General features: G+C 57.0%; 10 protein-coding genes. 6 read left to right on the top strand and 4 right to left on the bottom strand.

Features of this window, described 5'->3' with window-relative positions; translation table 11 throughout:
- Nucleotides 1-22: 22 nt before the first annotated feature.
- The 4 genes from PMI32_RS02160 to PMI32_RS02145 form a co-directional block, all read right to left on the bottom strand.
- Nucleotides 23-4,915: a DEAD/DEAH box helicase gene (locus PMI32_RS02160; protein ID WP_008034873.1), complete on the bottom strand. Its 4,893-nt coding sequence runs from the start codon at nucleotides 4,913-4,915 to the stop codon at nucleotides 23-25.
- Nucleotides 4,916-5,137: 222 nt separating this feature from the next.
- A complete protein-coding gene (locus tag PMI32_RS02155; RefSeq protein WP_008034875.1) occupies nucleotides 5,138-6,388 on the bottom strand; it encodes a ribonucleotide-diphosphate reductase subunit beta in 1,251 nt (416 codons plus the stop codon).
- Between the two features lie 516 nt (nucleotides 6,389-6,904).
- On the bottom strand, nucleotides 6,905-7,258 hold the full coding sequence (locus PMI32_RS02150; protein WP_008034876.1) for a hypothetical protein: 354 nt from the start codon (nucleotides 7,256-7,258) through the stop codon (nucleotides 6,905-6,907).
- A gap of 237 nt (nucleotides 7,259-7,495) precedes the next feature.
- On the bottom strand, nucleotides 7,496-7,759 hold the full coding sequence (locus PMI32_RS02145; protein ID WP_008034878.1) for a DUF2790 domain-containing protein: 264 nt from the start codon (nucleotides 7,757-7,759) through the stop codon (nucleotides 7,496-7,498).
- Between the two features lie 486 nt (nucleotides 7,760-8,245).
- Between PMI32_RS02145 and acs the strand changes: the two genes are divergently transcribed.
- From acs to PMI32_RS02115, 6 genes are all read left to right on the top strand, one after another.
- Nucleotides 8,246-10,201: an acetate--CoA ligase gene (gene acs / locus PMI32_RS02140; RefSeq protein ID WP_008034880.1), complete on the top strand. Its 1,956-nt coding sequence runs from the start codon at nucleotides 8,246-8,248 to the stop codon at nucleotides 10,199-10,201.
- A 701-nt stretch (nucleotides 10,202-10,902) separates the two neighbouring features.
- Nucleotides 10,903-11,676, top strand: coding sequence for an L-arginine-binding protein AotJ (gene aotJ / locus PMI32_RS02135; RefSeq protein WP_008034882.1), 774 nt, complete (start codon nucleotides 10,903-10,905; stop codon nucleotides 11,674-11,676).
- Between the two features lie 90 nt (nucleotides 11,677-11,766).
- Nucleotides 11,767-12,456, top strand: coding sequence for an ABC transporter permease (locus tag PMI32_RS02130; RefSeq protein ID WP_007951063.1), 690 nt, complete (start codon nucleotides 11,767-11,769; stop codon nucleotides 12,454-12,456).
- Nucleotides 12,453-13,151: an ABC transporter permease gene (locus PMI32_RS02125; protein ID WP_008034884.1), complete on the top strand. Its 699-nt coding sequence runs from the start codon at nucleotides 12,453-12,455 to the stop codon at nucleotides 13,149-13,151. The genes PMI32_RS02130 and PMI32_RS02125 overlap by 4 nt, the downstream gene beginning before the upstream one ends.
- Nucleotide 13,152: 1 nt before the next feature.
- The gene (locus PMI32_RS02120; RefSeq protein WP_008034886.1) at nucleotides 13,153-14,265 is read left to right on the top strand and encodes a M14 family metallopeptidase; all 1,113 of its coding nucleotides are present in this window, start codon (nucleotides 13,153-13,155) and stop codon (nucleotides 14,263-14,265) included.
- Between the two features lie 27 nt (nucleotides 14,266-14,292).
- A complete protein-coding gene (locus PMI32_RS02115; RefSeq protein ID WP_008034888.1) occupies nucleotides 14,293-15,057 on the top strand; it encodes an ABC transporter ATP-binding protein in 765 nt (254 codons plus the stop codon).
- Nucleotides 15,058-15,112: the final 55 nt, after the last annotated feature.

The raw sequence follows: 15,112 nt of genomic DNA on the forward strand, positions 1-15,112 counted from the left end.
GGGGCCATGTCGTCACCCATTGTTAGGCGATATCGAGGGGTGGCAGTGCCCTCACGATCTTGATGGTTTCTAGGCTGACGGTGATCACGCGCAGGAACAGCTCCAGTGGGTATTTGGGGTTGTTCATGCTTTCGATGGCCCAGTCATTGGCGTCGTTGACAATGCCACTGGCTTTGTCGGTTCGCACGGCCTGGCGCTCCATCACCCAATCTAGCGCGGACTTGCCGTTGACCTCGTAGTCCCACGCCGTCTCAGGGATGCCCTTGAGGGTGATCCGGTGGTTGTAGATGACGGTGGTTTTGTCGCCCTTTTTGGCGAACTTCATCTTCTCCACGTGGTAATCAGCATCGGTGAGCGTGCCCTTAGCCTCGACGTTCAGCGGGTAGGGCTCGACGGTTTCGTAGTTGAGATGAAGGTCAGCCAGAGCGCGGCCAGCATTGCTGAAAGCCCAGAAATCGGTAGCCCTCTTCACCGCCGGAATACGTGGAAGCTCTTTGCTCAGGTTGTCTGCAAAGCGTTTACGGTAGTCTGGCGAATGGAATATGCCGTAGACGTAGTAGAACAGGTCTTCCTTGCTGATCTGCTCGCCGGTGTAAGCGGCCTGGAAGTAGGCCAAGCCGGCGTCAGTGATGGCGTCGCGGCGGCGCAGGCCCACCCCATCTTTTTCGGCAAACAAATCGTCGGGTGCGGTTTGGGGGGCTTCGTCGTAGCGATAGAGGGGGAAGCACTGATATCCACCCATTCCGGGGGCCAAGTTCAAATCATGTATGTGGTTGGTTACAAGTGCAGAAAACCCCTTGTCTCCGCCGCGTCCTGGAATACAGATTGCCACGTTTTCTTTCCGAGCGTAGGGGAAGACTCGGTGCATCTGATACCGACTCCACATAAGCGCTTTTTCGTTGTAAAGCCACACTTTAAAAAATGGCCTATACAGCGCTACTACTTTGCTTTCCGGATTGAACTCTCGCTTCACCCCTTGCACCACGTCATTTAGCAAGTTAGGTGTCCAGCTAATTTTGGTGGAATCATTATTGACAAAATTTGATGCTAGTTTTTCCCTAGCTTTCTTGTCTTTAGCTCCATGCGATGTAGCAAACCTATCTACCTCGTTATTGAAATTTCCGATCATGAAGTCAATATTCTTCGATAAGCTGCTTTTTGAGCAGTTATAGCTCCATGCATCTCGACCTGTTTGAGGCCCCCGCGAATACTCATCAAAAACAGCTATACCTCCTCCTTTTTTGTCACCCAACACGATGAACTCGCCGAAGCTATCATCGCGCTGCTTGAGCCAATCGCCGTGTGCATCAGGTGTGATAGTTTGCCAATCCTTGATGCCCGCAACACTTGCAAAGGCGGCGACTTTTTCCAGCTTTTCTTCGCGGCTGAGGTAGTCGCCAATATCGTGGAAATATATCTGCCCTTGCGTTGCAGCATCGGGGTTCTTGACCAGTAGCGAGATAGCAATGGGGGCGCGGCTACCACTTCCGAAAATTTTGCCGCCTTCTTTGCGCGAGGTCTCACCGCTAGTCCGTTGGTTGCCTCGCAGATGGAACACATAGAGGTTGGAAAATTCATCCACCAAACACTTGCGTAAGCCGTCTGCGGTATTAGCCTCCACCCAGCCGGCATTGGTAACAAAACCAATGATGCCCGCATCGCCAATGCGATCAGAGGCCCAGCGAATAGCGCGGATGTAACTATCGTATAAAGATCGAACCATCGTTAGATTGGAGCGAGCTGCGTACGTAGTTCTTATACGGCTATCTAAAGAAGGATAGATAACGTTCTGATTATTATCATTAGCATCTTCTTGTCCCACTGAGTACGGAGGATTGCCCACAATCACCCTAATGTCCAAGTCCTTCTGTCGCTTGCGTCGGGCGCTGTTGTCCACCAGTAGCGCGTCTACCAGATCGTCCTTTTCATACATCTGAAAGGTGTCGGTCAGACATATACCTTCAAACGGCGTGTACTCGTCGATCACTTCGCCGTGATAGGCCGCTTCGATATTGATGGCGGCAATGTAGTAGGCGAGCAGAACCAGTTCGTTGGCGTGGATTTCGTACTTGTACTTGTGCGGTAGCTCTTCCGGCTTGATCAGGCCTGACTGAATCAGACGAGTGACGAAGGTTCCGGTGCCGGTAAACGGGTCAATGATGTGTACTCCCTTGCTGCCCAAGGTCTGGCCGAATTCCTGTTGCAACAGGTGATTGACGCTATGGAGAATGAAGTCCACCACTTCGACCGGTGTGTAGACGATACCTAGTTTGTCTCGCATTCTAGGAAAAGCATTGGCAAAGAACTTGTCATACAGCTCGACGATGATCTTCTGCTTGCCCTGGGCGTTGTTGATGCCGGCAGCGCGTTGACGCACGCTGGCGTAGAACTTCTCCAGAGTGTCGGCTTCCTTAGCCAGATGGTGCTCATGGAGCGCGTCCAGCACTCCTTGCATGGCCTTCGACATGGGATTATGGCTGGCAAAGCTGTATTCATCGAACAGCGCATCGAACACCGGTTTGGTTATCAGGTGCTGGGCGAGCATTTCGACAATATCGCCATCGCTGATGCTGTCGTTGAGGTCATCACGTAACTCGGCGGCAAAGGCCTTGAAAGCGGCCTTTTCCTGGGTGTTGGCCGAGTTTTCTAAGATGCCTTGGATGCGGTCGATATGGGTGCGGGCGATTTTCGCGATGTCGTTGGCCCAGTCTTCCCAGTGCTGGCGGTTGCCGCACTTCTCGACGATCTTGGCGTAGATAGCCTTTTCTATTTCACCTACTTCATAGGTCAGCTCCGCCTGCTGAGTCATCTGGCCTTCGGCATCGTGTTTCGGGCGCTTCTCGCCAATGCCGTACTGACCTTTACCGGCCTGGCCGTTGCTCGTGCCGCTGGCTTTCTTCGCCTTCTTGTCGGCCTTGTCGGTGATAGCGATGACTTCCATCTTTCGCGGGTCAGAGCCAATCAGATCGAGCTTGTTGACCATGGCGTCGAAGCTGTCGTCGTGGGAGCGAAGCGCCTGGAGCACTTGCCAGACGACCTTATAGGTCTGGTTGTCATTGAGCGCTTCGTGAGGCTCCATGCCAGCCGGAATAACTACCGGCAATACGACATAGCCGCGCTTCTTGCCCGGTGCGTTGCGCATCACCCTGCCTACGGATTGCACCACGTCCACCTGGGAGTTGCGCGGGGTGAGGAAGAGCACGGCGTCCAGCGCCGGCACGTCCACGCCCTCCGACAGGCAGCGAACGTTGCTGAGGATGCGGCAGGTGTTGGCCGGGGATTCTTCCTTGAGCCAGTTGAGCTTGGCCTCTTTCTGGCTGGCATTCATGCCGCCATCGACGTGTTCGGCCTCGCAGACGATACGCGAGGCTTCGTCAATCTCTTCGGACTCCTGGTAAGCCTCCACCACAGACTGGAACATGCTTGCGATGTTGATCGAGCTGACCTTGTGCTTCGTGCCCTTGTAGTTGGGCGAGATGACCTGGCAGAACGCGACAGCCCGCCTCATGGGCTCGCCGTCACCCACCAACTGCTCAGTCAGGCCTTGTTTAGCCAGCGCTTTCCAGCAGCCGACGATCTTGGCGGCGTCGTCCACTTTGAGCTGGTTGTTTTCGTCCTTCAGCAAGTCCTGGAGGCGACGACTGATAGCGCTCTCTTCGACGGTGAGTACCAGCACCTTATAGTCAGTAAGCAGGCCGCGTTGGACAGCCTCGGAGAAGTTGATGACGAACAGCTCTTTGCCGTACAGCGTTTCATCATCCATCGAGCAAAGGGTGACTTCGCCGGACTCGGCCTTGACCTTTGCGTTGTCACCGTAGATACGCGGTGTGGCAGTCATGTATAGGCGTTTGGCAGCATGGATGTAGTTAGCGTCGTGAACGCGCACGAAGGTGCTTTCGTCATCGTCGTCAAAGGTGGCGCCGGTCGTGCGGTGGGCTTCGTCACAGATGATCAGATCAAATGTTGCCAGGCCATGCTCGTGCTGGGCGCGGCTGATCACGTCGATGGAGTGATAGGTAGAGAACACCACGCTCATGTGCTCGGCATCGTGGCGCTTGAGCATTTCCGCCGCGAGGCGATCTGCCTTGGTAGTGGCTGGGTAGCGCAGTTCGTGGGCGAAGACTTGCGGGGCATCATCACCGGCCTTGCGCTTCTTGCCTACATCGCTGTCAGAGCAAACGGCGAAGCTGTGGAGCGGAGTCTCGCTTTCCTGCGTCCATTCGGTAAGGGTTTGTGACAGCAGCGACAAACTGGGCACTAGGAACAACACGCGCATGCCCTTGCCGGCCTGCTGTTCGGCAATTTTCAGGCTGGTGAATGTCTTTCCGGTACCGCAGGCCATGATCAGCTTGCCGCGCTCGGCATTTTTGAGACCCGCTGCAACAGCATTCAGTGCGGTTTTCTGGTGGTCCCGAAGCTGCTTGCGTGACTTTAAAGCAACAGCCTGCTTGGGCTGGTATTTGGCCCAGTCGATTTGGCTGTCTTCCAACGCTTGCATGTCGATCTTGTTGATCGAAAGCTGCTGGTCCTGCAAGGCGTCTTCGGCGTGTTCGCTCCAGTTATTGGTAGTGGCAACGATGATCCGGTGAGTAAACGGAGTTTTGCCCGAGGCAGTGAAGAAACTGTCGATGTCCTTCTTCTGGACGCGGTAGTCCTCAGCGTACAGCTTGCACTGGATGGCATGGAATTCGCTGGTGCCCTGGGTACGTGCCACCAGGTCGATGCCGGTGTCGCGACTGTGCAGCCCTTGCTCCTTCGCCCAATCGGAGTACATCCACACCTTGTCATAGAGGTCGCGATAGGTGGCCTCGTTGCGCAGGTAGGCGCAGATCAACTCTTCGAAGTAGGTGCCTTTTTCGCGTTCAGTGACAGATGTAGATCGGTAGGTGTTGAGCAGGGATTGAAGGGCGGACATTGAAGATGAATTCCTTTTAGGCACGACAGGTGCGTCATGGGCACCTAATCTCAGCAGTCTACCAATTGGAGAGAATTGCTACAGCTTCTGAGGGGTATGAGGCACTTAGGGATCTGCGGATTACAAACCAAAAAGGCTGCCATTTGGCAGCCTTTTTGGTGAAGCCGTTTCACATTTAGTGAGAAGGTTTCATGCATTAGCGACTTTGAGCGAACCCAAGAATCAATCCCAGCTAAGCGCGCCACCGGTTTGGTACTCAATAACCCGAGTCTCAAAGAAATTCTTCTCTTTCTTCAAGTCCATAATCTCGCTCATCCAAGGGAACGGGTTAGTCGTCCCCGGATACTCTTCCTTCAACCCAATCTGCGACAAACGACGATTCGCGATGAACTTCAGATAGTCCTCCATCATCGCCGCATTCATGCCCAGCACCCCACGAGGCATGGTATCCCGAGCATATTCAATCTCCAGCTGAGTCCCCTGCAGAATCATCTGCGAAGCCTCTTCCTTCATCTCGGCATCCCACAAATGCGGGTTTTCGATTTTGATCTGGTTGATCACGTCGATGCCGAAGTTCAGGTGCATGGATTCGTCGCGCAGGATGTACTGGAACTGCTCGGCGACGCCGGTCATTTTGTTGCGGCGGCCCATGGAGAGGATCTGGGTGAAGCCGCAGTAGAAGAAGATGCCTTCCAGAACGCAGTAGTAGGCGATCAGGTTGCGCAGCAGTTCTTTGTCGGTTTCGACGGTGCCGGTTTCGAACTTCGGATCGGAGATCGAACGGGTGTACTTCAGGCCCCAGGTGGCTTTTTTCGCGACCGATGGGATCTCGTGGTACATGTTGAAGATTTCGCCTTCATCCATGGCCAGCGATTCGATGCAGTACTGGTAGGCGTGGGTGTGGATCGCTTCTTCGAAAGCCTGGCGCAGGATGTACTGGCGGCATTCCGGGTTGGTGATCAGGCGGTACACGGCCAGGACCAGGTTGTTGGCAACCAGGGAGTCGGCGGTGGAGAAGAAGCCGAGGTTGCGCATCACGATGCGGCGCTCGTCGTCGGTCAGGCCTTCCGGGTCTTTCCAGAGGGCGATGTCGGCGGTCATGTTGACTTCTTGCGGCATCCAGTGGTTTGCGCAACCGTCCAGATACTTCTGCCAGGCCCAGTCGTACTTGAAAGGTACGAGTTGGTTGAGGTCGGCGCGGCAGTTGATCATGCGCTTTTCGTCAACGGCGACACGGGCGGAGGCGCCTTCGAGTTCGGCGAGGCCTTCGGCGATGTCGAGGTTGTCGAGGGCTGCCTTGGCGCGAGCGATGGCGGCGGAGTCGGACGCGGTTACAGCGCGAGCTTCTTGAGCGGCAACACCACCGGCGGTGTCGAGGCGGTCCATGTTGGCTTCAGTCGCGTGGCCGGCGTTGGCGCCTTTTACCACGGTCTCGCCGCTGTCTTCTTTGTCGAATTCGTCCCAGCTCAGCATGACGTGTCGTCTCCTGCGTGAGGGCCAGATGCCCGTGTGAAAACTGATTGGTTGGTTTTTCACACGACCGGTCTGGCCGCGTTTGATAGCGTTTTTTGCAGCGGTACACGCAGGCAAATAAACATAATTTTGTACGGGGTTCCGAGAGCCGCTGATGGCGCTGCAGTCGTTGACGACGTCGGCCTGGGCTTCGGACTGGCTGTCATCCCTGTAAGGGAATATTGCAGGCCCGTTTAAGGCGGCATTATAGGGAAATTTTTGCGGCCGTGGTGGGGCGAATCCGCGCATGGAGCGGTCGAGAAGGAGGGTTTTTCGGTCGGAGCGAGGGTTTATAGGGCTTTGGCTGGAGATCGCGGGTGCAGATTTTTTTTCTTAAATTTTGACGTGCTACTTTTTTGTTCAAAAAATAGCCAGAAAATCGGGTTTTTCACTACATCTTGTGTTTTGAGTCGGTTTTCGCTGGCCTCAGACACAACTAAGCCCGACCGAAGTCGGGCTGTCAGTCACGCTCGATGATCAGCTCAGGCGAGCGGCACCGACGTGGTCTGCGCCATCGGCGGCGAGTTTGCCTGCACCGACGTGGTCTGCGCCATCGGCGGCGAGTTTGCCTGCACCGACATGGTCGGCACCATCGGCAGCGACTTTGGCGGCGCCGGTGTGATCGAAGCCATCGGAAGCGAGTTTGCCTGCACCGACGTGATCGGCACCATCGGCGGCGACTTTGGCCGAGCCGGTGTGGTCGTAACCGTCAGAAGCGACAGCGGCTTCGGTGGTGAAAGAGGCCGAGCCCGTGCGGTCGTAACCGTCGGCGGCGAAGGTGTTGGCGGCCAGTACAGACAGGGTCAGGGCGAGGATCAGTTTGGTTTTCATGGTCGTTGCTCCAGGTTCGTTGGCGTTGTGTGCCTTGGTGTGGAATTCATACTACGCCGATGGATTCGATTAAAAAGCGCAAATAAATGCTTAAATCTATCGTATAAATCGATCTATACGGTTCGGCGCTTTGACTGCCTGGAACATTGCGTCGACTGCTTTCGCCAGCAAGCTGGCTCCTACAGGTCGGTGTGATGATCGGGCATTGGGTCGAACCGTTTAGGGGAGTGCGGGGAGTTAGCCGTTGGAGCAGCCGTTACCCATGATGCTGTAGCGCAGAATGTGGCGTTGGCCTTTGGAGTCGTCGTATTCCATTTTCATGGGGACAACTTCGCACACATTGGGGATTTCACTCATGGAGACAACTTTGGCGATATCGAGGTGAGTGGAGTAAGTGTATTCCTCGATGACCGGTTGTTGCTGGGCGACATCAGTCGGGACCTCGTCTGCCATGGCGGTTGCGCACAGGCTGGAGAGGGCCAGAACTAATAAAGCTTTCATTTCAGTTTTACCTTTTAGAGGTCGAGTGGGGTCACGCAACCTTTTTGGGGTTGCGTGTGGAACTTGGTTACCGGGTTTTTGATTAACTGCCTTCGTGGGGGCTGCAACTTGGTTAATCAGGGTTTGCCTTGTTGGCGAGGTGGATTTTAGGCGTGGGGCTGGCATTCATATAGGTGGGGTTTTGATAAACACCTTTGACAGATTTCGTAACAATCACCGAATAACCTGTTGGCGGAACGATCATCACCTTGTAGGAGCCAGCCTGCTGGCGATAAACCCGAGAGCGCCACGGGGTGTCAGGATTGGCGCGTTATCGTTGACGACCATCGCCAGCAAGCCGGCTCCTACAGGGGTTTTGTATGTCTGGGAGGGCTTATCACGATAATTTGTAGGGGCTTGTTACTACCATCGTCGAATGGTTCTATAGGCCCGGCCCGGGCTACAACAGGGCCATACAAAAACAACTATTCCACCGAGGTAAGAAAGATGAGTGCGGCTTCTCTGTATCCCGTTCGTCCCGAGGTAGCGGCCAACACGCTGACCGACGAGGCAACCTACAAAGCCATGTACCAGCAGTCGGTCGTCAACCCTGACGGTTTCTGGCGCGAGCAAGCCAAGCGCCTCGACTGGATCAAGCCTTTCACCACGGTGAAGCAGACGTCCTTCGACGATCACCATGTCGACATCAAATGGTTCGCCGATGGCACCCTGAACGTTTCCTACAACTGCCTCGACCGTCATCTGGCCGAGCGCGGCGATCAAGTCGCGATCATTTGGGAAGGGGATGACCCTTCCGAAAGCCGCAACATCACCTACCGCGAGCTGCACGAACAAGTCTGCAAGTTCGCCAACGCCTTGCGCGGCCAGGATGTGCATCGCGGCGACGTGGTGACTATCTATATGCCGATGATCCCCGAAGCCGTGGTCGCCATGCTGGCCTGCACCCGGATCGGCGCGATTCACTCGGTGGTGTTCGGTGGTTTCTCGCCGGAAGCCCTGGCCGGTCGCATCATCGACTGCCGCTCGAAAGTGGTGATCACTGCGGACGAAGGCATTCGTGCCGGCAAGAAAATCCCGCTCAAGTCCAACGTCGACGACGCGCTGACCAACCCGGAAACCAGCAGCATCCAGAAAGTCATCGTGTGCAAACGCACCGGTGGCGACATCAAGTGGAACCAGCATCGCGACATCTGGTTTGAAGACCTGATGAAAGTGGCGGGCAGTGTCTGCGCGCCGAAAGAGATGGGCGCCGAAGAAGCGCTGTTCATCCTTTACACCTCCGGTTCCACCGGCAAGCCGAAGGGCGTGCAGCACACCACCGGCGGTTACTTGCTGTACGCGGCCATGACCCACGAGCGCGTGTTCGACTACCGCCCGGGCGAAATCTACTGGTGCACCGCCGACGTCGGCTGGGTCACCGGCCACAGTTACATCGTCTACGGCCCGCTGGCCAACGGCGCGACCACGCTGCTGTTCGAAGGCGTGCCGAACTACCCGGACATCACTCGGGTGGCGAAGATCGTCGACAAGCACAAGGTCAACATCCTCTACACCGCGCCAACTGCGATCCGCGCGATGATGGCGTCGGGCAAGGCGGCTGTTGAAGGTGCTGACGGCAGCAGCTTGCGTCTGCTGGGTTCGGTCGGTGAGCCGATCAACCCGGAAGCGTGGGACTGGTACTACAAAAACGTCGGTCAATCCCGTTGCCCGATCGTCGATACCTGGTGGCAGACCGAAACCGGCGGCAACATGATGAGCCCGTTGCCAGGCGCTCACGCGCTGAAACCGGGTTCGGCTGCACGTCCATTCTTCGGCGTGGTGCCGGCGCTGGTGGACAACCTGGGCAACATCATCGAAGGCGTCGCCGAGGGCAACCTGGTGATCCTCGATTCGTGGCCAGGCCAGGCGCGCACGTTGTATGGCGACCATGACCGTTTCGTCGACACTTACTTCAAGACCTTCCGCGGCATGTACTTCACCGGCGACGGTGCGCGTCGTGACGAGGACGGCTACTACTGGATCACCGGCCGTGTGGACGACGTGCTCAACGTGTCCGGCCACCGCATGGGCACCGCCGAGATCGAGAGCGCGATGGTTGCGCACCCGAAAGTCGCTGAAGCAGCCGTGGTCGGTGTGCCGCACGACATCAAGGGGCAGGGCATTTATGTCTACGTCACATTGATCGCTGGTGAAGAGACGAGCGAGCAATTGCGTCTGGAGCTGAAGAACTGGGTGCGTAAAGAGATCGGCCCGATTGCTTCGCCGGATGTGATCCAGTGGGCGCCGGGGCTGCCGAAGACGCGTTCGGGCAAGATCATGCGCCGGATTCTGCGCAAGATTGCGACCGCTGAGTATGATGGGTTGGGGGATATCTCGACCCTGGCGGATCCGGGTGTGGTGCAGCATTTGATTGATACGCACAAGACGATGAATGTTGCTTAAGTAGCGTTTGGCGTTATCGAAGCCCTGCCAGGTGTTGAGTCTGGCGGGGCTTTTTATTGGCTGAAGGTTTTGTGTTGGCTGGGCTGGCCCCTTCGCGAGCAAGCCCGCTCCCACAGTGGGTTTGAGTCGGGCACAAATCCCACGTTCGCTGGAGATCCAATGTGGGAGCGGGCTTGCTCGCGAAGGCTATCTATCAGACACCCCCATAAACACCAGCCAATAATTATCGGCTTCCCCCGTAGTCCATTTCCCACTGTTACCCACGACCCTTCAAGTAACTGAATGTGTAACCGCCTGCGCCGATACGGGGCATTGCGAAACGCCATAACCCCGCATCAATGCATTTCAACCCCGCAAAAAAATAAGAACCCACGCTGCGCTTGCCGGATTAGAAGGCTTTGCGAATAATAGGCCCGCAATTTGCAATATAGATCGGTTCACTGTCTTTTGCTCTTGCATGAAATTGCAAGGCTGTCAACGTGCCCAAACGGCTTTCTCGGTGCTTCTGTAATTTGTTGTCGCATTGAAGAAATATCGGCTTCGGGCCTGTCGTTAGAATGCCGATCACTCGCTCGTCGTTGCTCGCGTTGAAAACAACGCCGGTTTCCCAGGACGCAGCAACCGCTTTCCGGTTTTACTCATTCGCATAATGGGCTGTTGCTCACTCTGCCGTTTTAGCCCTTTACCGATGGAGTCCCAAGATGAAGAAACTCGTGCTGCTTGGCGCCCTGGCACTGTCCGTGCTGTCCCTGCCAACCTTCGCCGATGAAAAGCCTCTGAAAATTGGCATCGAAGCGGCTTACCCTCCGTTTGCTTCCAAAGCACCGGACGGCAGCATCGTTGGTTTCGACTACGACATCGGCAACGCACTGTGCGAAGAGATGAAGGTCAAGTGCGTCTGGGTCGAGCAAGAGTTCGACGGTCTGATCCCGGCACTCAAAGTGCGCAAGATCGACGCCATCCTGTCGTCGATGTCGATCACTGAAGACCGCAAGAAGTCCGTGGACTTCACCAACAAGTACTACAACACCCCGGCTCGCCTGGTCATGAAGGCCGGCACTCAAGTCAGCGAAGGCCTGACCGAGCTGAAGGGCAAGAACATCGGCGTGCAGCGTGGTTCGATCCACGAGCGTTTCGCCCGCGAAGTCCTGGCCCCGCTGGGTGCCGAGGTCAAGCCGTACGGTTCGCAGAACGAAATTTACCTCGACGTCGCTGCCGGTCGCCTCGACGGCACCGTGGCAGACGCTACGCTGCTGAATGACGGTTTCCTGAAAACCGACGCCGGCAAAGGTTTTGCTTTCGTGGGCCCGGCCTTCACCGACGTCAAATACTTCGGCGACGGCGTAGGTATTGCTGTTCGCAAGGGTGATGCGCTGAAAGACAAGGTCAACACCGCGATCACTGCCATTCGCGAGAACGGCAAGTACAAGCAGATCCAGGACAAGTACTTCGACTTCGACATCTACGGCAAGTAACACGTCCCGGCGACAAGTCCGAATGGCGCAAGCAGCAGGATCTCTGAGGTTTGCGCCATTTTTTCATCCCAACTTTCGAGGATCTGAATCATGTTGAAAGGCTACGGGGCTGTCATCCTCGATGGCGCATGGCTGACGCTTCAGCTCGCCTTGTCGTCCATGGCCCTGGCCATCGTCCTGGGGCTGATCGGCGTTGCGCTGCGTCTGTCGCCGGTGCGTTGGCTGGCCTGGCTGGGCGATCTGTATTCCACGGTGATCCGCGGGATTCCCGATCTGGTACTGATCCTGCTGATTTTCTACGGCGGTCAGGACCTGCTCAACCGCGTCGCACCGATGCTCGGCTATGACGATTACATCGACCTGAACCCGTTGGCCGCCGGTATCGGCACCCTGGGTTTCATCTTCGGTGCGTACCTGTCGGAAACCTTCCGTGGCGCCTTCATGGCGATTCCGAAGGGGCAGGCCGAAGCCGGTATGGCGTACGGCATGAGCAGTTTTCAGGTGTTCTTCCGGGTGTTGGTGCCGCAGATGATTCGCCTGGCGATTCCGGGCTTCACCAACAACTGGCTGGTACTGACCAAGGCCACCGCTCTGATTTCGGTGGTGGGTCTGCAAGACATGATGTTCAAGGCCAAGCAGGCGGCAGATGCCACCCGCGAGCCTTTCACCTTCTTCCTCGCAGTGGCCGCGATGTACCTGGTGATCACCAGTGTCTCGTTGCTGGCATTGCGTCACCTTGAGAAGCGCTACTCGGTAGGCGTAAGGGCGGCTGATCTATGATCTTCGACTACAACGTCATTTGGGAGGCCCTGCCGCTGTACCTCGGCGGCCTGGTGACCACCCTCAAATTGCTCGCGCTGTCGCTGTTTTTCGGTCTGCTGGCGGCCTTGCCGCTGGGGCTGATGCGCGTCTCGAAGAACGCGGCCGTCAACATGACTGCCTGGCTCTTCACCTACGTGATCCGCGGCACGCCGATGCTGGTGCAGCTGTTTTTGATCTACTACGGTCTGGCGCAATTCCAGGCGGTGCGGGAAAGCTTCCTGTGGCCGTGGCTGTCCAGCGCGACGTTCTGTGCGTGCCTGGCTTTCGCGATCAACACCAGCGCCTACACCGCAGAAATTATCGCCGGCAGCCTTCGCGCTACGCCGAACGGTGAGATCGAAGCGGCCAAGGCCATGGGCATGTCGCGCTTCAAGATGTACAAGCGGATTCTGCTGCCATCGGCCCTGCGCCGGGCGCTGCCGCAGTACAGCAACGAAGTGATCATGATGCTGCAGACCACCAGTCTGGCGTCCATCGTGACCCTGATCGACATCACCGGTGCCGCGCGCACGGTCAATGCTCAGTTCTACTTGCCGTTCGAAGCGTACATCACCGCGGGTGTGTTCTACCTGTGCCTGACCTTCATTCTGGTGAAGCTGTTCAAACTGGCCGAGCGCCGCTGGCTGGGCTACCTGGCCCCGCGGAAGCACTGATATGGAACGCATCGATCATTCATTGCCGTGGAGCCACCTCGGTAGCGAACGCCAGATTTCGGTGTTCCGCTTCGGTAGCGGCGAGCGCAAGGCCTACATCCAGGCCAGCCTCCACGCCGATGAATTGCCGGGCATGCGCACGGCCTGGGAGCTGAAAAAGCGCCTGACCGAACTCGAAGCCCAAGGCCTGCTCAACGGTGTGGTCGAACTGGTGCCGGTGGCCAACCCACTGGGTCTTGGTCAGCTGTTGCAAGGCAGTCATCAAGGGCGTTTCGAGGCGGGCAGCGGCAAGAACTTCAACCGCGATTTCGTCGAACTGAGCGCGCCAGTGGCCGCCCAACTCGAAGGGCATCTGGGTGACGATCCGCACGCCAACATCCGCTTGATCCGTCAGGCCATGAGCGATCACCTGGCGGCATTGCCGAAGGCGAGCAGCCAGTTGCAAGGCATGCAGCGCGTGTTGCTCAGCCATGCCTGCACTGCCGATGTGGTGCTCGATTTGCACTGCGATGCCGAAGCCGCACTGCACATGTACGCGTTGCCGCAACACTGGCCGCAATGGCGTTCGCTCGCCGCGCACCTGAATGTGAAAGTGGGCTTGCTGGCAGAAGATTCCGGCGGCAGCTCCTTCGACGAAGCCTGCTCGCTGCCATGGTTGCGTCTGTCCCGACAGTTCCCGGACGCACAGATTCCACTGGCCTGTCTGGCGACTACTATTGAATTAGGGGGGCAGGCCGATACCGCTCGCGCTGACGCCGAGGCTTACGCAGAAGGCATTCTCGCGTTCCTCGCCGAGCAAGGCTTGATCAGCGGCGAATGGCCGAAACCTGCGCAGGACGCGTGTGAAGGCATGCCGTTCGAAGGCACCGAATTGCTGTTCGCGCCGCATCCGGGCGTGATCAGTTTTCTGCGTAAACCCGGTGAGTGGATCGAAGCCGGCGACGAGATTTTTGAAGTGATCGATCCGTTATCGGATCGGGTCAGCACGGTGTGTGCTGGTACGTCCGGGGTGCTGTTTGCCATTGAACGGCTGCGTTATGCCCAACCCGGTTTCTGGCTGGCCAAGGTGGCGGGGCGCGAAGCGCTGCGTCACGGGCGCTTGCTCAACGACTGACTGACTGTTTTTGTGAGAACCGACCGCATGTACAAACTTGAAGTCCAAGACCTGCATAAACGCTATGGCAGTCACGAAGTGCTCAAGGGCGTGTCCCTGAAAGCGGCGGCTGGCGATGTGATCAGCATCATCGGCTCCAGTGGCTCCGGCAAAAGTACCTTCCTGCGCTGCATCAACCTGCTGGAGCAGCCGCACGCGGGCAAGATCCTGCTCAACAACGAAGAGCTGAAACTGGTTGCCAACAAGGACGGCGCGCTGAAAGCCGCTGACCCGAAACAGCTGCAACGCATGCGTTCGCGTCTGTCGATGGTGTTCCAGCACTTCAACCTGTGGTCGCACATGACCGCGATGGAAAACATCATGGAAGCGCCGGTCCACGTGCTCGGCATGTCCAAGGCCGAAGCCCGCGAGAAAGCCGAGCACTACCTGAACAAGGTCGGCGTGGCGCATCGTAAAGACGCTTACCCTGGCCACATGTCCGGCGGCGAGCAGCAGCGCGTGGCGATTGCCCGTGCACTGGCGATGGAACCTGAGGTGATGCTGTTCGACGAACCGACCTCGGCCCTCGACCCGGAACTGGTCGGCGACGTGCTGAAGGTGATGCAGGCCCTGGCCCAGGAAGGCCGGACCATGGTGGTGGTGACCCACGAAATGGGCTTCGCCCGTGAAGTGTCGAACCAGCTGGTGTTCCTGCACAAAGGTGTCGTCGAAGAAAGCGGCAACCCGCGTGAGGTGCTGGTCAATCCACAGTCCGAGCGTTTGCAACAATTCCTCTCTGGCAGCCTGAAATAATCAAGACTGCCGTTGTGCACCGGGATAGTGCATGCTTCGCAATTTAGAGGCCGGC

Origin of the sequence: Pseudomonas sp. GM60 (genome assembly GCF_000282415.1) — a bacterium.
Classification (GTDB): domain Bacteria; phylum Pseudomonadota; class Gammaproteobacteria; order Pseudomonadales; family Pseudomonadaceae; genus Aquipseudomonas; species Aquipseudomonas migulae.